This window comes from Hymenobacter puniceus (assembly GCF_014333525.1).
In the GTDB taxonomy this organism is placed as follows: domain Bacteria; phylum Bacteroidota; class Bacteroidia; order Cytophagales; family Hymenobacteraceae; genus Hymenobacter.
Genome location: NZ_JACSCX010000001.1, coordinates 442,648 through 462,684, shown reverse-complemented (window position 1 = coordinate 462,684; position 20,037 = coordinate 442,648). Strand labels below are relative to the sequence as shown.

Genomic DNA, 20,037 nt, shown 5'->3' with positions numbered 1-20,037 from the left:
GTTGTGGAGTGAAAGGGACGAATTGTGGTCAAAACTTACGACTTTATTAATGATATCACAAAATATGAACCGTGTGATTGACAGAATTATATACATCTGCCCTTTTTGCTATTCGCATGATAATCGTGCAAAAAGGTGCGCTAGCTTGAAAATAATGAAGGAAGTATGAAGAAAAAGGGTAAAATAGGTATTGTGTAATTTTAGAAAATAAATTCTGATGAAACGTTCTCCGCTTTTGCCACATTAGAGCAGGCAACGGAAGCAGTAGCTGATTCAGGGGGAGCACCAGGTCCTGTCTTCCGCAGCTGATTTCTGTATCTTTGTCTGAAACCGATTTTCCGCGGCGCCCGGCGCTGCTTCACTATATAGATACCTCACCAGTGGCCTGTTCTACTTGCTCATCCGGCTCATCCGGTGGAGGCTGCTCTACCACGTCTGCCACGGGCTGCGGCTCGAAAGGCAGCTGTAGCAGTGGCTGCACTCGTCTTAATGTTTTCGACTGGCTCCAGGATTTAGATACTCCCAGTGACTTCAAAGGCTTCGACCTGGTTGAAATCCGCTTTAAAGGCGGCCGAAAAGACTTTTACCGCAACGCTAGCCACCTGCCCCTTATCACCGGCGACGCCGTCGTGATAGAGGCCGGCGGCAGTGGCTGGCACTTGGGGCACGTTTCGCTTAAGGGCGAACTGGTACGCCTGCAAATGAAGAAAAAGAAGGTTCCCACCGACTCCAAGGACATCCGCAACATTCTGCGGGTAGCTACCGAGCAGGACGTGGAACGCTGGAACGCCGTGCGCGACCTGGAAACCGGCACCATGTTTCGGGCCCGCACCGTGGTAGACGAGCTGCGCCTGAAAATGAAGCTCTCCGATGTGGAGTATCAGGCCGACCGCACCCGCGCCACATTTTTCTACTCGGCCGAAGACCGGGTGGATTTCCGGGACCTGATCAAGCGCCTCGCCGATGAGTTTCGGGTGCGGGTGGAGATGCGCCAGATTTCGCTACGCCACGAGGCCGGCCGCCTGGGCGGTATTGGGGTGTGTGGCCGCGAGCTGTGCTGCTCTACCTGGCTAACAGATTTCAAGAGTGTAAGCACCACGGCTGCCCGCTACCAGAACCTAAGCCTCAATCCGGCCAAGCTCTCGGGCCAGTGCGGACGCCTGAAGTGCTGCCTGAACTACGAGCTCGACACCTACCTCGACGCCCTCAAAGACATTCCGCAGGTACAGCGCCCGCTCATCACCAGCAAAGGCGAATACGTTCTGCAGAAAACCGATATTTTCCGCCGCAAAATGTGGTTTGCTGTGCGCGGCGACAACAATTGGGTGGTGCTCAGCACGGACCGGGTGCGCGAGGTACAGGACCTGAACAAGCGCGGGGAAGTGGTGGATACACTGCTGGTAGCCTTGCGCGAAGAAGAAAAGGCTCCCGACGTAACGGCCATTGTGGAAGGCTCATTAGAGCGCCTCGACGACAAGATAAAAGCAGGCAAGCGCCTGAAGCGAACCAAGAAAAAGGGCCGCACTGACGCCCCAGTCGAGGAGCGCCCGGCCACATCCGCACCGCGGGGCGGTGGCCGGGGGCGCGCAGCGGGAGTAGCCGCTACACCTGCCACATCAGCTAATACAGACGAGCCTACGGCATCTCCGGCTACTGACGGTGGCAGCGAGGAGCCGCGCCGCCCACGCGGCGCGGCTGCCAAACCCCTTAACCGGCGCAACAACCGTAACCGCTCCGGCGGCAGTGCCGAGGGAAGTTCCCGCGACGAGGCCAGCCGGGGCGAAGGCCGTGAAGCTCGTGAGGGCCGCCGCAACACCGCCGATGGTGCTGCCACTGAACCCCGCCAGGGCAGAGGCGGCGGCGAGCGGCGTGGCGGCCGGGGTAGTTCCGCATCCGGTGAGCCCAGTGCACGCCCGGTGGCGCCGGAAGGCAGTGCTGAGCGCCCACCTCGTGAAGGCCGCGAAGGCCGTGAGGGTCGCGAAGGAGGCCGCGGACGCCGCGGTGGCCGCCGCGGCGAAGGAGGCGGCCGGGGGGAGAACAGCAGCTCCGCTACTCCAACTCCTCCCAGTATTTCCTGAATCAATAGCTGATGACTAAGCTTAAGCAAATCCGTTGGCTGCCGGTGCTGGTGCTGGCCGCAGTGCTAGCTGCCTGTGACCAGAATCAGCTTTATGAGAAGAATGTTGATTTCGAGGGCTACACGTGGTCGGTGCGGCAGAAGCCCGCTTTCACGTTCGATATTGCTGACACTACGCAGCACTACGACGTGTACTTCAACGTGCGCAATGCCTCCGCCTATGGCTACTATAACCTGTACCTGAAGCACACCCTCACAGGCCCTGATGGTAAGCCCGTTTCGCAGCTGTTGCATCAGATGTTTCTCATGGACCCACAAACCGGCGAACCACGCGGCCAAGGTACCGGCGACATCTACGACCACCAATTTCTGGCACTGCCTAACCAACAGTTTCGGCAGACGGGCACTTACAAGCTGGTTTTGGAACAGTACATGCGCCAGGATCAGCTGCCAGGGCTAATGGCCGTGGGTGTGCGGGTAGCCCAGGTTGCGCCGCGCAAACCCTAGCAGACTTCCCCTTATATAATAAGGCCGCCGCATTGTCTCTGATAAGAGTTGATGCGGCGGCCTTGTTATATAAGAGGAAATAGGGTAGCCTACCACGCAAAAAGCTCCGGCCTGACAGCCGGAGCTTTTTGCGTGGTAGGCTACCCTGAATGAGTATTACACGGCGGCAATACGCTCTACTTTCACGGCATTCAGGCCTTTCTTGCCCTCAATTACCTCGAAAGAAACCCGGTCGTTTTCACGAATTTCGTGAATCAGGCCCGTCTGGTGTACGAAAATATCCTGCTCGTTTTCGTCTTGGATGATAAAACCGAAGCCCTTCGATTCATTGAAGAACTTCACTTTGCCCGTTTTCATAGAAGAACCTGCTTGTAGTGGAAGTGTGGAAAAGACGCCGGTAAATCTAATAGCTATTTCCAATAAACAGGTACGAACAACCATCCAACCCATAGCCGTGGTGCTGTTGGGTAACAGAAGCAGGGCCGCAAAACCTGCTTGCACGCTGGCTATAGTAGTTCAGCTAACCAGCACGAACAATGCGCGAAACGGTGCCGTATAGCTGCTAGCTGCCACGCTTATTCCCGCCAAAAACGGCAGTATACTCCATGGAAAACAACGAACAAACTCCCCATAACGCTGAGCCAGGATCTGCTCCGGCCGATAACAGTAACTCCACAGTAGGCAGTGAGGGCAGCCGCTACGATCTTAGCAGTACGCAAACCAGCTTCCAGGACCCCGACCGGCTTGAAAACCAGCAGAGCAGCCCCGACCGGGGCGAGTTTGGGCCCCACGGCCACCTGGGGCACACGCACGGTGGCTACGGCAACCAGGTGCGCAACCTGACGCCGGAGCCTGCCCGCGAAGCTGCTCCGCCATCAGACACTACCATGCCTCACGACGGCCACCAGGCGTTGCAAGGCAACGGCGACAATGGCCTAGGTATGGGAAGCCCTACCAGCCAACAAAATGACAATGGTTCGCAGGCAACCCGCAGCGAAGGCTACAGCGCTGACTACGGCAACACGTCGGGCGGCAGCCCGCTGCAAGCTGGACTGCGGACGCCAGGCACCGCAGATGAGCGTAACCAGCAGGAAGACGCGCATTCTTCGCGTGGTGGCTATGACAACCAGGGCCACCCCGACGACAGCAACTACCGCCAGCCTACTCCTGGCGCGGCTGCGACTGGTGGCACTGCCAATGCCCAAGACGAGGCCGGACGCCCTGCCGCCATGCCGGAAGAAGGGAATGCCGGTGCCGGCAGCAGCTACAGCGGTAGCACACAAGACGGCCATGGCTCACGCGGTGGCTCCTACAACGATGAGTACGACGCTGCCACCGACAACTCCCAAGTAGGCTCGCCTGCCCGCGGCGACTACGACAGCCAGGATAAGAGCCGCAACTACGGCGAAGCCAGCCGCCAGGAGAACCGGCCAGCCGATGAAAAGGAACCCGACTATGGTTCCGCTCCTAAACGCACCGGCACGCAGGATCAGGCTTAATTGAGTGCTGCCATGCAAACGCAACACGGCCCGCTACTAATATAGTAGCGGGCCGTGTTGCGTTTGCGTAGCGCTATTTGGCTTTGCGAGTGGCGCGGTAGATGCGGCCTTTTTCGTTGCCGATCATGAAATCCGTGTTGTTAACGAACGTCAAGGCTTCTGCTTGGCCGGTAGTGGGGAGGGCAAGGCATGATTTAGGACTGTCGAAAAGGCGGCGGCCTGCCTGGTGCGTGAGTAGATAGACGTGGCCGTAGCCGAGCAGTGCCACCGTGCGGCCATCGGGGCTGATGTCGGCCGCCGTAATCCATGTATCAATGCGCAGGCTGTCGAGCAGGGTAGCTACGTGGTTTCCAGGGCGCGCCGGCAATGAGTATAGCTTCACGTAATGGCCCTTGCCCCGGTTTTTGGTGAACAGGTAGAGGCTGTCCTGGTGATAGTAAAACGCCTCACAGTCGAAGTTGCGGGCTGCCTTGCGCGGCGGAAACTGCCGCTGGTCAGGATACCGAAACCGGATGGTGTCAATCTGGTCGAGCTTGGCGCCGCTGAGCCGGTAGATGCACAGGTTGCGCCGCTTGTTCTGGTTGTTGCCAAAGTCCCCGATATACACTCGGTTGTCCTTGTCGCGCGCCAAGTCTTCCCAGTCGATGTTGGTAAGCGGGGCCAGATTCAAGGTTTGCAGTACGTCGCCCTGAGGCGTAATGCGGAACAACGACTGGACGCTGCCCCCGTCGCCGTGCGTCCACATATCTTCTTGCACCCCAGCCAGCGCAAACCCCGAGCTTTCTTGCACCAGTTGCTGACGCAGGCGGCCCGTCTGTTCTACCTTGTAGTCTTTGGTGATTTTGATAAACTTATTCCGGCCATCTGTTGAGCCGCAGCCGCACACCACCGACTGCAAGAAAACAAGGATAGGAAAGAGCTTGTCGCGCAGCAGAAACAACATGAAAAAAGAGGGTAGGTTAGCCGTATAACTCCCATTGTGCCCGGAGGGTTGGGCTGTTGGAGCTATTCCGCCGGCTAGCCCCTCTTCACTTAAGCAGCAGATAGGGCAGCAACCTGTCGTAGGTTGCCTCGTCGAGAATACGAATTTGGCGTAGGTCGGTGGGCTGCTTGAACGGGCCGTGCTGCTGCCGGAAGGCCACCACCACCCGTGCCAGGCGCTTGCCCACATACGGATGGCTTTGCAACACCTCAAACGGCGCATTATTGATGTCCACTCCTTCCGGCACGAAACCCTGCCGGACGAAAGTGTATTTGCGCAAGCTGTCCACCAAATCGGGGGCGTCGCGCAAACTGTACAGCTCGGCCACTTGTCCTGCGGTGCGGAAGCCGCCCAACCGCTGCCGGTACTCCACCACCCGCACCGAAAGCCCCCGCCCAATTCCCCGGATCTGCATTAGCTGCGTGGTATCGGCAGTATTCAGATCAAAAGGCTGCAGGTTGCGAGGCTTGCGCACATAAGTGCCCACTGCAGAGGCACTGGAGCCAGCAGGGCCAAAACGGCGGCTGATTGGGTCGGCGGCTTGGCTGGGGTAGGGGCGGCTGGCGTAGGAGCGGGCCGCCCGCGCCGGCAGGGTTTCGGGCAGCTGCATGTAGGGCGCCAGGCGGGCGTAGGTGGTGTCGGAGAGGCCATAGGCGCGGCGCAGCTGCTCTTTGGCGCGGAAGCCGCCCACCGCGTCGCGGTATTTCACCAGCCGCTCCGCCAGCCAGGCCGGCAGACCACGTGCCTGCCAGTCGAGGCTGCCAAACTGGTTGGGGTCGAAAGGAGTTAGGGCCATTTGTGGTACGCGGGGCCGGCGAACATACGCGCGGCGCGGGTAGCGGCTGTTGCTGGCGGCGTAGGTGGGCCGGGCCGGACGTTTGGCGGCCAGCTCGGCGGCCCACTGGTTCAGCTGGCGCTGGTCGGCGGCAGGGTTGTACATGGGCAGATGCGGCCGTAGCAAGATGGGCGCCAGTAGCAGCCCCATCAGCAAGGCCAGTAAGACTGCAAAGCCAGTGGTTTCGCGGCGTGAAAAGCCGAAGTACCGCCGCTGGGCTGTTCGCAGCCGCGCCCAAAAGCCAGAGGAAGCAACCCGTGCCTTAGTGGGTTTCAAAGATGAAAAGGGCATAGTAATTCAGCATAAACGGGTAACGGTAGATAATAAACTGAAAGCAAGCTAATACGTGAGTTGGCCGGTTTTTACAAAATGTCCGATGGCCGGACTGCTGCCGGCCGTACCGGGCAGCGGCTTACTTTCTGATTTTTACGTCCACATCGTAGCGGTAGCGAGGCGGCCCTCCCAAGGGAATAGCAAAAAACGGCAAAGCCACATCATACTGGTTGGTGACATAAAAAACCAGGTCGTTGCCCTCCTTGGTGAGCGAAGTCAGGCGCATATCCAGCGAGAGGCCGTGCTCTTTGCTGCTGATGGGGTGCTGGCTGCGGGCCCACACGTTGTCCTGGCTTACGCTGGCCGGGTGCCCATTTTTGGCCACGCTGAAAATCTTGATGCTCACGTCGCCGTCAAGGTCAAAGTTGCTTTGCGTGATGCTCACTACCTGGTCGTTGACGTAGGGGTAGAGGTGTGTGATGGCGCGGCGCGTGGGCACCAGCCGGAAAGCATACTCGTAGGTGAAGGCATTGCCGCCTTCCACCGCCACATTCTGGGTGGGGCTGGTGCTGAAAAAGTAGCGGTAGAGGTTGCCGTCGTCGCCGGCTTTGCCCTGCGCAATCACCTTGAACACGTACCCATCAAACTCGGGCACAAACTCGCCTTCCAGCGGGTTAAGCGGCCCGAACGTGTACCATCGGTTGTCGTAGCGCGCATCCACCCCGAACTTCACCTGCTTGAGCAGCGTGCCGGCCCGAAAGTTGCCGCCGGGCTTGGGGTTGCGGGCATCGGGGGCGGAGTGGGCGCCCGCGCCGCCGTAGAGGCTGAACTCGGTGGTGGTGTTCCAGTTGAAGCGCTTCTCGTCGAACTGTCCGCCGCAGTCGGGGTCGAAGAGGCGGATATAGACCGGCTGGCGGTTTTGCTTGGGCACCAGAAAGAAGAAGGTTTGGGTGAAATCGTCGTCGCCCCAGCTGGGGTCGGCCTGAGCCCCAAATGTGACAAGGGAAGCAATATTTTCGCCGGGATTGGGCACTGCCTGGGCCCGCGCCAAAAAACCGGCGATAGTCAGGAAAAAGACACTAAACAGAAAACGATGCATGGGAACAAGGTATCAGAAATGGCGTGAATCTTCTACAATCCTGACTGCGTAATTGCCGATGCCACCCGTGGCCCGTATCATTACGCGCCGTTCTGCTGCTCCTTATCCTGATTGCACCCCGTTATGAGTCAGACTACCACCCGCACCTCCGATTTCTTTGATGGACTGACTGCCGAGCTGACCGCCTTGCGTGACGTGACGCAGCAGCGTTTTCGGCCCCTGACCGACGACCAGCTCAACCGCCGCCCCTCGCCCGACACTTGGAGCGTGGGCCAGTGCCTGGAGCACCTCAACATCATCGGCGGCTTCTATCTGCCCACCATCACGCGCAAGCTCAAGCAGGCGCAGGAGCGCGGCAGCAAGCCCGCCGAAACTGTGAAGCACGGCTACATCGGCCAGAAAATGACGGAGACCCTCAAAGCGCCTCCTACTGACAAACCCCTGAAAACGCCCCAGCAGTACGCCCCCAGCGGCTCGCGGCTGCCGCGCACCGTGGTGGAGGTGTTTGGCCGCCAGCTCGATGAGCTGCTGAACCTGCTGGAGCAGGCCCGCCGCGTCAATGCCAACGCCGTGCGCATCCCCAACCCGATTATTCCGCTGCTCTGGCCTCGCCTCACCGACGTGCTGGAAATGCTGGTGGTGCACATCCGCCGCCACGTAACGCAGGCCGAGCGGGTGCTACAGGGCCAGGGCGTAGTGGCCTGAGCGGCGCACAACTGAAGCGGGAAAGTATACCATAAAAGAAGAGCTGCTGGTCCACCCGGCAGCTCTTCTTTTATAACGTAGGTAGCACCAATTACTTCGCCCCAAAAAAATAGGTCAAACTAAGTTGGAGGTTGCGGTTGCGGATTTTGTTTTTGGGCTCGTCGTTGTTCTGGTCGTTGGGGGCAATATTGCTGATACCCATGGCGTAGCCGAGCTGTGCCTGCATTGGGCCAACCTTGTAGCCCACGCCAAATGTGGCGCCCAGGTCGAGGCGGCGGTAATAAGCTTTTGTATTGTCGGTACCGGCTTGGTCGGCGAATTCTACGTCGTATTTCCCTTCAAGAATATCGTTAGGGCTGCCAGTAGTATACTTCAGCTCCTCTTTGCCCTTGCCACTCAGTGCCAGCCCAAAGTATGGACCGGCAAATACTTGCAAGCCTGTGGCTCCGTTAGCGGTGTACACCACATTCAAGGGCACTTCCAGATAGTTGAGGCGTAGTTCTTCCTGGTGAGTCGAGACCCTGTTAGGGCTGGAATCTTCCAAATCAACTAGGTAGCCTTTTTGGCTGTAGAGCAACGCCGGCTGTAAGGCAATATTGCCGAAGCCAATGTTGGCTGCTACGCCAGCCTGCGCACCAAGGCGCATCTGCGAGTTGAGAACATACGACGACTGGGTGTGGTAGCTGAAATCGGCGGAATTAGCCCCGATGCGCGGGCCAAAGCTGATTTGAGCCTCAGCTGCAGGAGCAGCCAGGGCTACAGTTGCCATACCCAACAGGGCGGTGAATAGGAACTTCATAAGTGGGAAAAAATAGGGAGTAAGTGAACCTGTGCGGCTAGATTCGGCGCGAATATAGACTGCTTCGCTAAGGGCTTTCCTTCCGACGCAGGAGTTAGCCGCCAACTTTCTGCCAGAGTGAATGTGGAATTGCACAGGAACAGGCATCTGGATTTTACCAACTTGCCGTTTCCCGTCGTTTCAAGCCTATGCGTTTCTTCCTTTTAAGTTTGCTGGCTCTGCTGATGCTGCTCCCTGGTTCTTCGCAAAATCCATCGCCCGGCCCGGCCCCTGCCAACCCTGCCGCCTGGAAGAAAATCGATCAGCTGCTGGCCAAAGACCAGACTACCTCGGCCGGTAAGCTGGTGGACGCCATTTATCAGCAGGCCCGCCAGCGCCAGGACACGCCCGAGTACCTGCGCGCCCTGCTCTACAAGCTGCGCCTGCTGGAGCAGAAGGAAGATGAAGCCGACGAAAAAGGCATTGCCTTGGTGGAGGCCGACCTGAAAACGGCGCGGTTTCCAACCCGGCCCATCCTGCACAGTTTGCTGGCCCAACTGTACGCCACCTACTACCAGCAACACCGCTACCAACTCTACGACCGGACCCGCGCCGCCGCGCCCGACCCCACCGATGCCAGCCAGGCCGACATTCGCACCTGGGATGCCGCCCGCCTGGGCAGCGCCGTGCTGCAGCACTACCGTGCCTCCCTCGCCGATGAGCCCCAGCGCCAGCAACAGCTGAAGCTGGCCGTCCTGGGCTATGCCGTAACCGGCGGCGACGCCGAAAGCCGCGCCCTCACGCCCACGCTCTACGACCTGCTGGCCCGCCGCGCCATCGAGGGCCTCGGCAACGACGAGTTCTACGTCACGAAGCCCGTTGAGCAGTTTGAATTGACCAATCCGGCGCTGTTTGGCGCCGCCACCGAGTTTGCGCAGCTTCAACTAACTGCTCCGCTGGCCGACTCGCTGAATGGGCAATTTCAGGTACTGCAGGTGCTGCAGCAGCTCACCGCCTTCCGCCTCCAGGATGCCGCTGCTAATCCGGCTGCCTTGGCTGATGTGGACCTGGCCCGCCTGCGTTTTGTGCACGAGCACGCCGAAATGCCCGACGAGGACGCGCTGTACCAAGCCGCCTTAGTGCGCGCCATCGAAACCTATAAGGCGCTGCCGATTGCCAGCCGGTTTATATTCGAGCAGGCAAACCATCTGCGCGAGACCAACCCCGCCCGAGCGCGGGAGTTGGCTTTAGCTGCTGAAAAAGCCTGGCCGAAGTCGCAGGGCGCCCAGCAGGCCCGTAACCTGCGGCTGGAAATCGAGGCCGTGGAGCTGCGCTTCACCACCGAAGAAGTGGTGCTGCCCGCCCAACCCTGGCTGCTGAAGCTGAACGTGCGCAATGTTTCGAAGCTGTACGCCAGAGCCTACCGCATCAGCAATGCATATAACGTGCGGCTTGCAGAGCCAGGTGATGCCTCAGAGCCCTGGAGCTTTCAGAAAACATTTGCCCGCGCCTTATCTGGCAAGCCCGCCGCCGCCTGGCCTCTGGACCTGCCCGGCCCCGCCGACTACCTCGACCATACGGTGCAGCATGCCGGCCCGCCCTTGCCGCTGGGCCACTACCTCATCGTGCTGAGTTCTGCTGAAGAAGCCCCTGCCAAGGAAAAGCCCGGCGTGGCTACTTCCTACGCCGAGTTGAGTGTGAGCGAGCTAAGTGAATTGCGCCGCAACGCTGCCACTCAGGAAGGCCCCGAAATGCTGGTGCTGCACCGCCAGACTGGCGCCCCCCATGCTGGTGTGCGTGTGTTGCCATTCTTCCAGTACTACGACCAAACCGCCCGCGCCTACAAGCAGCGGCGCGGCACCGTGCAAACCACCAATAGCGAAGGTCTGACCCAGATTGCGCTGGGCACCGCCACCGGCCAGAACACCCAGCTCCGGGCTCTACTGCTCACTCAGGGCCGCGACTCACTGCTGACCACGCAAAGCGGCTACTACGGTCCGCGCCGCGGCCCCCGCGAGCCAGAGCAGCCCCAGCGCCGCACTTTCCTCTACACCGACCGCGCCATCTACCGGCCCGGCCAGACGCTGTACTTCAAAGGCATCTTCACCGAAACCCGCGCCGGCAAGTCACAGCTGCTGACCAAGCAGTCTGTGTCAGTGCGGCTCGTGGACGTGAACGGCCAGACCGTGCAGACGCTATCCTTCACCACGTCGGATTTCGGCTCTTTCCACGGCTCTGTGGTGCTGCCTACCGGGTTGCTCAACGGCGAAATGAGCTTGCAAACCTATGCTGGCAACGTCAGCTTTGCCGTTGAGGACTACAAGCGGCCCACGTTCCAGGTGACGTTTGAGCCGGTGGCAGGCACGCCCGTGCTGGGCCAATCCGTGACGGTGCGCGGCAAGGCCACCGCCTACGCTGGCCAGCCCATTGATGGCGCCACGGTGCAATATCGGGTGGTGCGGCGCACGTTCTGGCCTTTGTTCGGAATGAGCTTCCGCAGCTTGTATGGGATGCAGGGGCCGCCCGAACTGGAAATCCTCAGCGGCAAAACGCAGACGGACTCGGCCGGGGGCTTCACCGTCACGTTCGTGGCCAAAGGCGACGCCGCGACCGGCCCCAGCAAGCGCGGCTGGGGCCCCGGCTACGCGTTTGAAGTGACGGCCGACGTGACCGACGCGGCCGGCGAAACCCGCACCGGCCAGCAGCGCGTGAGCCTCGGCACAAGCGCTCTTTCCCTGCGCCTCGACGTACCCGAGCAGCTCAACCGCGAGCAGCTGCCGCCGTTGCAGCTCCTGAGCACCAACGCCGCCGGCGAGCCGCGCCCGGCCCGAGGCACGCTGCGCCTGTTCCGCCTCGCGCCGCCCACCCGCGCCCTGCGCCCCCGCGCCTGGGACCGGCCCGAGCGCGAAGCCCTGAGCCGGGAAGAGTTCCAGCGCCGCTTCCCGCTGGACGCCTACGCCCGCGACGACAACGACAGCACTTGGGCCCGCACCCTCGTGCTCACCCAGGAGTTCGACACCGACAAAACGCCCCTGCTGCCTAACCTGCGCGCCGCGCTGGCCACCCAGGAGCCCGGCCGCTACCTGCTGGAAGCCACCGCGCCGGCCGCCACCGCCACCCAGCCGGATGCGAAAGCCGAGCAGCGCTTCACGCTCTTTTCGGCCACCGCCGCCACGCTGCCCGTGCCCACTTTCGACTGGTTTGTGGCCCTGCAGGACAGCGTGCTGCCCGGCCAGCCGGCCCGTTTCCTGTTGGGCAGCGCCGCCGCCGGGGCGCGGGTGCTGCTGGAAGTGGAAGCCCAGGGCGAAACCCTGCGCCACGAGTGGCTCACCTTGGCCGCCAACGAGCAGCGCGTGGTGGAAGTCCCGACCACCGCCGCCCTCGACGGTGCGGAGCTGCACCTGCACCTCACGCAAATCCGCGACAACCGCCTCTACCGCCACGAAGCCATCGTGCAGGTAGCCACGCCGCCCGCGCCGCTAACCCTCAGCATCGCCACTTTCCGCGACAAGCTGCAGCCCGGCCAACAGGAAACCTGGCGCGTCACCATCCGCCAGGCCAACGGCCAGCCCGCCGCGGCCGAGCTGCTGGCCTCGCTCTACGATAAGTCGCTGGACGTTTTCCGGCCGCACTCCTTCGCGGAGCCGGAGTTTGCCTGGCCATACTATCCCGCCGTGCTGGCCTGGAACGGCCGGTTCGGCGTGGAGGAATCCTCGGAGCTGTTTGACGGCAACCCCGTGGCCGGGCCGGTTTGGAGCCTCGTCTACCCGCACCTCAATATGTGGGGCTTTATGGGCGAGGATGAAATTCCGGACCAGAAGGAGCTTGCTGATAAAGTAGTGCCAACCAGAGTAGTTGCAGACCGGGTGGAATCGGCTGCAATGGCGGCCACTCCAGGTGCTGCCGACCACGTTCAGATGCGCGTAAGGGCGTATTCGCCTAAGTTTAAAGACACGGCGCCAACTGAATCAAAACCCGCCGCCCAACCCGACCTCAGCAACGTGCAGGCTCGCACCGACTTCCGCGAAACGGCTTTGTGGGCGCCGGCCGTGCGCACCAACGCCCAGGGCGAAACCGTGCTGGAGTTCCAGATGCCCGAGGCCGTAACCCGCTGGCAGCTGCTCACCCTGGCCCACGACCAGCAGCTGCACTCTGGCATGCTGCAGCGCGAACTGGTGACCCAGAAAAGCCTGCAGGTGACGCCCAACGCCCCGCGCTTCTTCCGCGAAGGCGACCAGCTCACCTTCTCCGCCAAGCTCAGCAACCTCACCGATGCGCCCGTCAGCGGCCGCACCCAGCTGCTGCTGCATGATGCCCGCACTCAGCAGCCCATTGAGGCCCGGGTGCTGCAAAGCCCCGCCCAGCTGGCGTTCAATCTGCCCGCCCGCCAAAGCCAAGCCGTGAGCTGGAGCCTCACCATCCCCGAAACCGCCGAAGGCCAGCTGCCCATCGAAGCCATAACCTACAAGGTGGTGGCCAAAGGCGAGTTGTCAGCTGCCGGTACGCAGTTGTCAGGCAAGGATAAGAAGGAGCAGAAAAAGGCCCGCCGCCAGAACAAACAAACAACCGACAACCAACAACTAACAACCATCGAAGACGGCGAGCAGAACACGCTGCCGGTGCTGCCCAACCGTCTGCTGGTCACCGAAAGCCTGCCGCTACTCATCGTGGGGCCGGCCACCCGGGAGTTTGAGTTGCAGAAGCTGACCAGCACCACCTCGGCCACCCGGCGCAACTACTCGCTCACGCTGGAAATGACCGAAAACCCAGCCTGGTACGCCGTGCAGGCGCTGCCTTACCTGATGGAGTACCCCTACGAGTGCTCCGAGCAGGTGTTCAGCCGCCTCTACGCCAACCTGCTGGCGGCCAAAATCCTGCAGAGCAACCCGCGCCTGAAAACCACGCTAACCGAGTGGCAGCGCGCCGCCCAAAGCGGGGATAAAGCCGCTCTCATCAGCAAGCTCGACCAGAACCCGGAGTTGAAAGCCCTGCTGCTCCAGGAAACGCCTTGGGTGCGCGACGCGCAGAGCGAAACCGAACGGATGCGCCGCCTTAGCGAGCTGTTCGACGAGTCTCGGTTGAAAGCCGAAACCACCCGCGCCCTCACCAAGCTGTCCGCTATGCAGCAGCCCAACGGGGCGTTTCCGTGGTTTGAAAAGATGCCCGAGGACCGCTACATCACCCAGCTCATCGTGGCTGGTTTCGGCAAGCTGCGGAAGCTAGGCGCCTTCGATGCCAGCCAGGATGCCGTTGCGGCTCCCATTCTGCGCCGCGCTTTGGCCTACCTCGACGGCGAGCTGCAGCGCGACTACGCCGAGCTGCGCAAGCAAAAGGGCTTGAACCTGAAACAGGACCACCTTTCTGATTTGCAGATTCAGGCTCTTTATGCCCGCAGCTTCTGGGCTGCGCCGACCGTAGCGGCGGCCGCCAAACTGGCGCTGGCATACTACCAGCATCAGGCTGCCACCTACTGGCCCGCCCGCACCCGCTACCTGCAGGCCCAAACGGCCCTGGCCTTGCATCGCCAAAGCACCCAGCTCGCCGCGCGCGACATTCTGAAGGCCCTCACCGAAAATGCTCTGCACAGCCCTGAGCTGGGCATGTACTGGAAAGATGTGCGCGGCGGCTACTACTGGCGTGAGGCCCCCACCGAAACCCAGGCTACCCTCATTGAAGCCTACGACGAGGTGGCGCGCAACCAGAAAGCCGTGGATGAAATGAAGCTGTGGCTGCTCAAGCAGAAGCAGACGCAAAACTGGGCCAGCACCCGCGCCACTGCCGACGCCTGCTACGCCCTGCTGCTGCGCGGCTCCGATTGGCTGCAGCCTACTCAGCCGCTGCGCGTGACGGTGGGAGGGAAGCCCATAACGCCTACCACCCAGCAGCCCGGCACTGGCTACTACAAAGTAAGCTGGCCGGCCACCGAAATACAGCCCGCGCAAGGCCGTGTATCGGTGCAGAAAACCGATGCTGGCGTGGCCTGGGGCGCTTTGTACTGGCAGTATTTCGAGCAGCTGGATAAGATAACGCCCGCCGCCACCGGCCTGCAGCTGGAGCGCCAGCTCTACCGCGAGCAGCGCACCACCGGCGGCCCCGTGCTGGAGCGCCTCACTGCGGCCAGCCCCCTGCGCGTCGGCGACGTGCTGGTGGTGCGCCTGGTGCTGCGCGCCGACCGCGACTTGGAATACGTGCATCTCAAAGACCAGCGCGCCGCTGGCCTGGAGCTTATCGGCCAGACTTCCGGCTACCGCTACCAAAGCGGCCTGGGCTACTATGAGAGCCCCCGCGACGCCGCCACCAACTTCTTCATTGGCTTCTTCCCAAAAGGCACCCACACCTTCGAATACCGGCTTCGGGCCGCGCAGGCCGGTAACTTCTCGGGTGGTCTAAGCCAGCTGCAGTGCCTCTACGCACCGGAGTTTACCACCCACTCAGCCGGGACGCGCGTGCAGATTGCGGGACAGCAATAGCCGGGTATAAGGATGAAGGTATATAGTTGCAGGTAACGACCTTTTTGCAAGCCGAATCGTGGCGCAGTTCGACCAAAATGGCTTTCTACCAGATTGGTACGTAGCCGGTTTTGGATTTTATAGCTGGGGTGTGGTAATTTTGAGGTTCCGTTTAGCCCCTGTTGGAACAATGAAGCGACTGATTGTGATGGTAACCGGCCTGCTGCTAAGTAGCACGGCCGTTATGGCCCAAGGCGAAAAGAAAACCACTTCCGTAACTCCCACCGCACTACCCGGCGAAGAAAAACTAACCCCGCAGGAGCGCGCCGAGCGCGATTTTCTGATGCCGGCCCGCCGCAAGCAGGATGCCGTTCTGAAAGCTGCTGCTCGCGAAGAAGCCGCTGCCCAAGCCGCCACTGAGGTTTCTGCTTACCACGCCGAAGCGGCGCCGGAGCCCAAAGCCCCGGAAGCGCCGGCCAAAGCCAGCGCGCCGGCCGCCGAGCCCCGGCACGTAGCCTCCCGCAGCCGCCACCGCACTACCAGCAGCAAAAAGAAAGTGGTGCATAAATCCTCGACATCTGGCAAGCGCAAGACGGCCACTAAAAGCAGCCGCTCCCGCCGCCGCTAGGTGCTGCCAGCACCGGTTCAACAGAAAAGGGCGTGACTACCGAAATGGTGGTCACGCCCTTTTCTGTTGAACCGGCAACGACTACAGCGTAGTAGAGGCCGTTGGCCGGCGCAGCCAGAACACCAGCAGCAGCAAAACCAGTAGCACAATAGCCGGTATGCCACCGGCCAGCCCGCCCGGAATCTTGGTAGCGTGCATCACCACGGCCCCCAGCATGATGATAACCAGGCCCAGTGCTGCCGGCCGCACGAAGCGCGGAATCAGCAGGCCAATGCCGCCCAGCAGCTCGGCTCCGGCCACCACGTAGGCCAGCGCGCCAGGTATTCCCATACTGCCGAACATGGCCACCGTGTTCGGTAGATCCATCAGTTTGCGGCCGCCAGACGCAATAAAGGCCAATCCTAACAGGACTTGCAGAATCCAGGCAATGATGTTGCGGGTAGAAGCTGTCATACGAGAAGTGGGTTGAGGGAAATGGGACCTGAACACAGTTCGCCCGGCAAGGCGCTGCACAATATGGCTGATTCAGAGAATATTTCATACGGCCACCCGCCCGGCAATGTCAGCCTAATAGAAACCCACAACTTTGCGTTCCTAGCGTCTTATTCGGTTCCCGGTGTCGTGTCCGGGTCGGTATCGTCGGGGTCGAGGCTGTAGCGCGGGGTGGGGTTGCGGCGGGTGGTGCCCGCGAGGTGCCCTAGGCGCAGGCCGTACCCTATCTGCATGGTAGCATAGGAGCCGCGGCTGATAATGGCCAGGCTGCCCTGCTGCACGATGCCGTTGTCATCAAGATATTCCAGCTTGGTGGAGTTGATTTCTTCGAGCGGACCCAGGCCCCGCTGGTAGGTGGCCGTGAGCAACAGCATATGGCGCAACCCCAGCTCGTAGCGCAGTAGCGCCTCCACGCCGGCCATGGCGGTGCCGCGCCGCTCAGTTTTGCGCACCAGCACCAGTGGAATGCCGGGTTGCGGCATTTGAGTAGTAGAACTGTACCAAAGCGGACCTTCGTAGGTATCTCTACCCGAGTAGTAGGGCCATGCATAACAACCTGTCAGGGCTACATCCAGCCCCCAGCGCGGACCCGGGCTCCATACATCGTAAAGGCGTAAACTCAGTCCCGACTGATGCACTTCATCATTACCGATACTGGAGCTGAAGCCGGAGACGCGGTTGCCGTAGCGCACGCTTTGATTTAGGCCCGTGACGCGCTGCTCGAAGCCTACCCCCAGCCGTGCACTCATCGGCACCACCAAGCGCAGTGCGGCCCCGGTATTGAATCTGCCTACCGTTCGGAACTGCCCGTTCAGGTTCTGCCGCCTTATAGCCGGTTGAGCCAATGTTGCGCCGCCACTGACGTTCAGCTCCATTTCTCGTTGCGCCCACGCGCTGCCGCCGGAGCCGAGCAACAAAAAACCGCAGCCCAACAGGCTGCGGTACACAAAATCAGAAATCGAAGTAGATATAGCCATCGGCAGATCAACGCCGAAGCCAGGCCGCAAATTGCGGCCCGTGTGCTAAGTGTTTTGCGGCATCAGGCGCAGCACCAGGCCATCGAGGCGCTCGGTGAGGCGGATCTGGCAGGAAAGTCGGCTGCCCTGGCTCATCACCGGCAAACTTTCCAGCATGGCCAACTCGTCATCGGACGGCTCGTCGAGGGCGGGGCCGGCCAGCACCTCAATGTGGCAGGTGCCGCACAGCGCCATACCGCCGCAGGTAGCCTGAATGTCGTAGCCGCTGGCCTTGAGCAGCTCCATGAGGCTCAATCCCATATCGGTGGGCCCTGTTACTTCGGTGCGCTGGCCGGGCGCTTCCTCCACGTATACACGTACGTCTTCGGTCATTATTTAAGTGATTAAGCAATAAGGTGATGAAGTGATGAAGTCAACAGGATGTATGCTCCTCTGCACCACATCACTTCATCACCTCATTACTGGCTACAGGGTAGGTACGCCGTTTACGGTGGTGTACTTGAGCACGTATTTTTTGTCGGGGTTGATGTGCTTGAAGGCGCCCTGACACATGAGGGCAGCCTCGTGGAAGCCGCACAAAATCAGCTTCAGCTTGCCCGGATAGGTGTTGATGTCGCCGATAGCGAAGATGCCGGGCTCCGAAGTGGAGTAGTCCAGCGTGTTCACCTTCACGGCGTTGTCTTCCAGCTCCAGGCCCCAGTCCTCAATCGGGCCGAGCTTGGGCGTGAGGCCGAACAGTGGAATAAACGAGTCCACTGGCAGCTCGGTGGCAGTACCATCGTTGGCCGTGATAGTCACGGCGTGCAGCTGGCCGTTGCCGTGCACGTGCGTCACGTTGCTGCTCAGCACCAGGTTCACTTTGCCGGCTTCGTGCAGGTGTTTCACCTTCTCGGCCGAGTCGGCGGCGCCGCGGAACGTGGTGCCGCGGTGCACCAGCGTCACTTCCTTGGCCACATTGGCCAGGAAAATGGTCCAGTCAAGCGCCGAGTCGCCGCCGCCGGCAATGACGAGGCGCTGGTCGCGGAAGGTTTCGGGGTCGCGCACCATGTAGTACACGCCTTTGCCCTGCTCGAAGCTGTCGAGCTGCTCGATGGCGGGCTTGCGGGGCTCAAATGAACCCAGGCCGCCAGCAATGGCAATAGCTTTGCAGTTGATTTCGGTGCCGTCGATGGTAGTCACCACAAACGAGCCGTCGTCTAGCTTGCGGTAGCCTTCCACCCGCTCACCCAGCGTAAAAGTGGGATGGAAAGGCTCAATCTGGCGCATCAGGTTGTTTACCAAGTCACCGGCCAGAATATCAGGAAAGCCCGGAATATCGTAAATGGGCTTCTTGGGGTAGATTTCAGACAACTGCCCCCCCACTTGGGGCAGGGCGTCTACTACATGGCAACGGAGCTTCAGCAGCCCGGCTTCAAACACAGCAAACAGCCCCACCGGGCCGGCCCCGATGATGCAGATATCAGTGGAAATAGAATTCATCAGTGAAGGGTGAGTTCAAACAAATGGCCGACAGGCCCTGGGTATAACAGCGAACTATGCCAAAACGTTGGCCCGGCTTGGCAATACCGCTGCAAAGATAGGCACCCGACTCCAACCCACGCTTCTGCTTTGGTACTTTCGCCTTAAGCTGATTACCGCAGGCTTTGCTGCGCCTTGAATTGCTGTAAAAACGCCTCCGCCTCGCGTATGTCGGTGAATATGTGGGTCGGAATGTCCTCAGATTGGGCCCGCACCTGCTGCATGAACTTCGGGACGCTGAGCGCGAGCGGGTGCACTTCCACCATCATAGCTACTCCGTGGTCTTGCAGAAGCTGCCGCACTTGCCGGAACACAGGCAGCATCTGCGGGTTGGGCCCCAGCGTGCGTCGCAAATCCGATAGCACCGTGAAACCGGGCTGCACCAGCCCTAACGCCCGTTCGATGTCAGCTATGTAGTAGGGCAGCTCTGTTGCCAGCGTCATTTCCTCTAGCCGCTTATAAAGAATATGGTTGCTGGCCGCGTGCAGGTAAATATGGTATTGTGGGCGGTAAGCAACAAGCTCCATAAACGGGGTATATACTATAAAATAGCAAGGCATAGCGAAGAGCAACCAGGCAAACTTCAATCATAATCAGCGCTTGTACTATAAGGCCACAACGCCAAGTTGCTTTCTGCTGATCTACGTTGCCGGCCTACAAATTACACAGGCGCCGCAAACAATGTTTGCGGCGCCTGCAGATAAGGCAATAAATGATGTAGAAGCTTTTATGAGTACCTTAGAGCATGTATTACCGGCAAGCGGGCCCCGTATGAATTCAGACGCACAACAAGCTCAACTAGCCCCAGCCGCTGTCCCGAATAGCCGCAGGCGGGCTGCTTTGCCTACGCTTAAACGGCGTCGGCAGCAGTTGGAAGGCACCGTAGTTGCTACTGCCACCAAGCTACTGCCGTTGCTGGAACTGCTAGAAGCCATCAAGCCTCATACCACCAGCGAATCGGTGTTCAGAACGCGCCGCAAAAAGATTAATGCTCAGCTAGCAATAGTCTACGGGCAGTTGAGGCAGGAACGCCCCAAGCGAGAGAAGCTGGTGTTAGCCTTCCAAACGGTAGGGGAGTTGGTGCGCGAAGAAGCGCAGGACATCAGCCAGGATGAACTGAAAGAGGCTGCCAGAGAATTTATATTGGCTACGCTTAAAAATGCGCCCGCCATCATTAATGCAGCCCATCAGGCTAAACTGCTCTCGTAACAACCAACT

At 60.4% G+C, this 20,037-nt stretch carries 17 protein-coding genes; 7 read left to right on the top strand and 10 right to left on the bottom strand.

The window, feature by feature from the left end:
- Positions 1-320: 320 nt before the first annotated feature.
- Together H8B14_RS01900 and H8B14_RS01895 are read left to right on the top strand one after the other, a co-directional pair.
- On the top strand, positions 321-2,078 hold the full coding sequence (locus H8B14_RS01900) for a PSP1 domain-containing protein (protein WP_261989845.1): 1,758 nt from the start codon (positions 321-323) through the stop codon (positions 2,076-2,078).
- 11 nt (positions 2,079-2,089) lie between these two features.
- On the top strand, positions 2,090-2,584 hold the full coding sequence (locus H8B14_RS01895) for a gliding motility lipoprotein GldH (protein ID WP_187313933.1): 495 nt from the start codon (positions 2,090-2,092) through the stop codon (positions 2,582-2,584).
- A 156-nt stretch (positions 2,585-2,740) separates the two neighbouring features.
- Here the strand turns inward: H8B14_RS01895 and H8B14_RS01890 are convergent, their stop codons facing one another.
- Positions 2,741-2,941, bottom strand: coding sequence for a cold-shock protein (locus H8B14_RS01890; RefSeq protein ID WP_044016307.1), 201 nt, complete (start codon positions 2,939-2,941; stop codon positions 2,741-2,743).
- 248 nt (positions 2,942-3,189) lie between these two features.
- Between H8B14_RS01890 and H8B14_RS01885 the strand changes: the two genes are divergently transcribed.
- Positions 3,190-4,083 (top strand): hypothetical protein, encoded by an 894-nt coding sequence (locus tag H8B14_RS01885; RefSeq protein WP_187313932.1) that lies wholly within the window; start codon positions 3,190-3,192, stop codon positions 4,081-4,083.
- Between the two features lie 73 nt (positions 4,084-4,156).
- On the opposite strand, the gene H8B14_RS01880 is transcribed toward H8B14_RS01885, so the two are convergent.
- From H8B14_RS01880 to H8B14_RS01870, 3 genes are all read right to left on the bottom strand, one after another.
- Positions 4,157-5,026 (bottom strand): hypothetical protein, encoded by an 870-nt coding sequence (locus tag H8B14_RS01880; protein ID WP_187313931.1) that lies wholly within the window; start codon positions 5,024-5,026, stop codon positions 4,157-4,159.
- 85 nt (positions 5,027-5,111) lie between these two features.
- Complete coding sequence (locus H8B14_RS01875; protein ID WP_187313930.1) at positions 5,112-6,050, bottom strand: ComEA family DNA-binding protein; 939 nt, start codon at positions 6,048-6,050, stop codon at positions 5,112-5,114.
- Between the two features lie 262 nt (positions 6,051-6,312).
- The gene (locus H8B14_RS01870) at positions 6,313-7,272 is read right to left on the bottom strand and encodes a hypothetical protein (protein WP_187313929.1); all 960 of its coding nucleotides are present in this window, start codon (positions 7,270-7,272) and stop codon (positions 6,313-6,315) included.
- A 123-nt stretch (positions 7,273-7,395) separates the two neighbouring features.
- On the opposite strand from H8B14_RS01870, the gene H8B14_RS01865 reads away from it, so the two are divergent.
- Positions 7,396-7,977, top strand: coding sequence for a DinB family protein (locus tag H8B14_RS01865; RefSeq protein WP_187313928.1), 582 nt, complete (start codon positions 7,396-7,398; stop codon positions 7,975-7,977).
- A 91-nt stretch (positions 7,978-8,068) separates the two neighbouring features.
- Here the strand turns inward: H8B14_RS01865 and H8B14_RS01860 are convergent, their stop codons facing one another.
- The gene (locus H8B14_RS01860) at positions 8,069-8,776 is read right to left on the bottom strand and encodes a porin family protein (protein WP_187313927.1); all 708 of its coding nucleotides are present in this window, start codon (positions 8,774-8,776) and stop codon (positions 8,069-8,071) included.
- Between the two features lie 188 nt (positions 8,777-8,964).
- Here H8B14_RS01860 and H8B14_RS01855 point away from each other — a divergent pair, with 188 nt between their 5' ends.
- Positions 8,965-15,225, top strand: a complete 6,261-nt coding sequence (locus H8B14_RS01855; protein WP_187313926.1) for an alpha-2-macroglobulin family protein — start codon at positions 8,965-8,967, stop codon at positions 15,223-15,225.
- Between the two features lie 169 nt (positions 15,226-15,394).
- Complete coding sequence (locus H8B14_RS01850; protein ID WP_187313925.1) at positions 15,395-15,832, top strand: hypothetical protein; 438 nt, start codon at positions 15,395-15,397, stop codon at positions 15,830-15,832.
- An 81-nt stretch (positions 15,833-15,913) separates the two neighbouring features.
- Here H8B14_RS01850 and H8B14_RS01845 read toward each other — a convergent pair whose 3' ends face one another.
- The 5 genes from H8B14_RS01845 to H8B14_RS01825 form a co-directional block, all read right to left on the bottom strand.
- Positions 15,914-16,285, bottom strand: coding sequence for a DoxX family protein (locus tag H8B14_RS01845; RefSeq protein ID WP_187313924.1), 372 nt, complete (start codon positions 16,283-16,285; stop codon positions 15,914-15,916).
- A 149-nt stretch (positions 16,286-16,434) separates the two neighbouring features.
- Positions 16,435-17,301 (bottom strand): hypothetical protein, encoded by an 867-nt coding sequence (locus tag H8B14_RS01840; protein ID WP_187313923.1) that lies wholly within the window; start codon positions 17,299-17,301, stop codon positions 16,435-16,437.
- A 45-nt stretch (positions 17,302-17,346) separates the two neighbouring features.
- Positions 17,347-17,673, bottom strand: coding sequence for a 2Fe-2S iron-sulfur cluster-binding protein (locus H8B14_RS01835; protein WP_187313922.1), 327 nt, complete (start codon positions 17,671-17,673; stop codon positions 17,347-17,349).
- Between the two features lie 93 nt (positions 17,674-17,766).
- Positions 17,767-18,780 (bottom strand): NAD(P)/FAD-dependent oxidoreductase, encoded by a 1,014-nt coding sequence (locus tag H8B14_RS01830; protein ID WP_187313921.1) that lies wholly within the window; start codon positions 18,778-18,780, stop codon positions 17,767-17,769.
- A 152-nt stretch (positions 18,781-18,932) separates the two neighbouring features.
- Entirely contained in the window at positions 18,933-19,346 is a 414-nt protein-coding gene (locus tag H8B14_RS01825; RefSeq protein ID WP_187313920.1) for a hypothetical protein, read from the bottom strand.
- 73 nt (positions 19,347-19,419) lie between these two features.
- On the opposite strand from H8B14_RS01825, the gene H8B14_RS01820 reads away from it, so the two are divergent.
- Positions 19,420-20,028: a hypothetical protein gene (locus H8B14_RS01820; protein ID WP_187313919.1), complete on the top strand. Its 609-nt coding sequence runs from the start codon at positions 19,420-19,422 to the stop codon at positions 20,026-20,028.
- The last annotated feature ends 9 nt before the right edge of the window (positions 20,029-20,037 follow it).

What these genes read in the sequence shown, in the direction of transcription:
- H8B14_RS01845 (WP_187313924.1), bottom strand. Translation starts at nt 16,285, where the DNA reads ATGACAGCTTCTACCCGCAACATCATTGCCTGGATTCTGCAAGTCCTG.
- H8B14_RS01890 (WP_044016307.1), bottom strand. Translation starts at nt 2,941, where the DNA reads ATGAAAACGGGCAAAGTGAAGTTCTTCAATGAATCGAAGGGCTTCGGT.
- H8B14_RS01865 (WP_187313928.1), top strand. Translation starts at nt 7,396, where the DNA reads ATGAGTCAGACTACCACCCGCACCTCCGATTTCTTTGATGGACTGACT.
- H8B14_RS01880 (WP_187313931.1), bottom strand. Translation starts at nt 5,026, where the DNA reads ATGTTGTTTCTGCTGCGCGACAAGCTCTTTCCTATCCTTGTTTTCTTG.
- H8B14_RS01885 (WP_187313932.1), top strand. Translation starts at nt 3,190, where the DNA reads ATGGAAAACAACGAACAAACTCCCCATAACGCTGAGCCAGGATCTGCT.
- H8B14_RS01825 (WP_187313920.1), bottom strand. Translation starts at nt 19,346, where the DNA reads ATGGAGCTTGTTGCTTACCGCCCACAATACCATATTTACCTGCACGCG.
- H8B14_RS01855 (WP_187313926.1), top strand. Translation starts at nt 8,965, where the DNA reads ATGCGTTTCTTCCTTTTAAGTTTGCTGGCTCTGCTGATGCTGCTCCCT.
- H8B14_RS01850 (WP_187313925.1), top strand. Translation starts at nt 15,395, where the DNA reads ATGAAGCGACTGATTGTGATGGTAACCGGCCTGCTGCTAAGTAGCACG.
- H8B14_RS01835 (WP_187313922.1), bottom strand. Translation starts at nt 17,673, where the DNA reads ATGACCGAAGACGTACGTGTATACGTGGAGGAAGCGCCCGGCCAGCGC.
- H8B14_RS01875 (WP_187313930.1), bottom strand. Translation starts at nt 6,050, where the DNA reads ATGGGGCTGCTACTGGCGCCCATCTTGCTACGGCCGCATCTGCCCATG.
- H8B14_RS01860 (WP_187313927.1), bottom strand. Translation starts at nt 8,776, where the DNA reads ATGAAGTTCCTATTCACCGCCCTGTTGGGTATGGCAACTGTAGCCCTG.
- H8B14_RS01830 (WP_187313921.1), bottom strand. Translation starts at nt 18,780, where the DNA reads ATGAATTCTATTTCCACTGATATCTGCATCATCGGGGCCGGCCCGGTG.
- H8B14_RS01895 (WP_187313933.1), top strand. Translation starts at nt 2,090, where the DNA reads ATGACTAAGCTTAAGCAAATCCGTTGGCTGCCGGTGCTGGTGCTGGCC.
- H8B14_RS01870 (WP_187313929.1), bottom strand. Translation starts at nt 7,272, where the DNA reads ATGCATCGTTTTCTGTTTAGTGTCTTTTTCCTGACTATCGCCGGTTTT.
- H8B14_RS01840 (WP_187313923.1), bottom strand. Translation starts at nt 17,301, where the DNA reads ATGGCTATATCTACTTCGATTTCTGATTTTGTGTACCGCAGCCTGTTG.